Raw genomic sequence first — 554 nt, forward strand, 5'->3', positions numbered from 1 at the left:
CCTGATCAGGTGAAGCAATGGAAACAATCTTGTATTAACAACAATATGACTGAGGCTCAGCGTAAGAAACAGGAAGCTGCAGAGCGCAAAGCAGATAAGAAGCGTATTAAGCAGTTAGAGAAGGAGCTAAAACGCAAAGATGCAGCACTTGCTGAAACTGCTGCATTATTGGTGCTCAGAAAAAAGCTCAATGCCTACTGGGGGGAAGACGAGGACAGCTAACCATGCTTCCAGATAGGCAATATTATGTGGAGCTGATTGATGAAGCCGTTAGTGCTGGAGCCAGAAGAGTGAAAGCCTGTGAGCTAATAGGCTTATCGCTTCGGACCTTACAACGCTGGATTGAAGATGGTGGCGTTACACAGGACAAAAGACAGTCAGCTATTAGACCTGAGCCAAAGAATAAGTTGTCAGAAACCGAGCGACAGAGCATTATCAATATCTGTAACGAGCCCGAATATGCGGACCTTCCACCCAGCCAAATCGTACCAAGGCTAGCGGATAAAGGGCAATATATTGCTTCTGAGTCCAGCTTTTATCGTGTGCTCAAAGCA

1 pseudogene is annotated in these 554 nt (G+C 45.8%); it reads left to right on the top strand.

Going from position 1 to position 554, the window contains the following annotated elements:
- Nucleotides 1–554 (top strand): annotated as a pseudogene (locus A3761_RS08810) (helix-turn-helix domain-containing protein); the annotation flags it as partial.

The sequence above is a fragment of the Oleiphilus sp. HI0123 genome, from assembly GCF_001635315.1.